Raw genomic sequence first — 251 nt, 5'->3', positions numbered from 1 at the left:
GGGTATATCTTTTCGCATCTCCACGATCATCAGCATATTTCTCACTTGTTGTTGATTCAAGAAATTGACTATTTGTAGAAACAATCGCATATCCTTTCTCTTTTTTTTGACTCACCCAAGAAATGGTTGCACTATCATAGGAAATATTTGTGATCCTAACATGCGCTAGCTTTTCTTGATTAAAGTATTTAAAAAGCCACACCGTTATAAAAGAAAAAACAGAGATTAGAACAACAGCATAAACAAGGTAC

Annotated in this window: 1 protein-coding gene; it reads right to left on the bottom strand. The window is 33.9% G+C overall.

Annotation, left to right across the window (positions count from 1 at the left end):
• A partial coding sequence (locus QCD85_RS23705; RefSeq protein ID WP_301264085.1) for a hypothetical protein occupies window positions 1-251 on the bottom strand: 251 nt, incomplete at both ends.

It is taken from the genome of Paenibacillus sp. PsM32, assembly GCF_030433815.1.
GTDB lineage: Bacteria > Bacillota > Bacilli > Paenibacillales > Paenibacillaceae > Saccharibacillus > Saccharibacillus kyungheensis.
The sequence above is the reverse complement of the archived record's forward strand: the minus strand, read 5'-3'. Positions and strand labels throughout refer to the sequence as shown.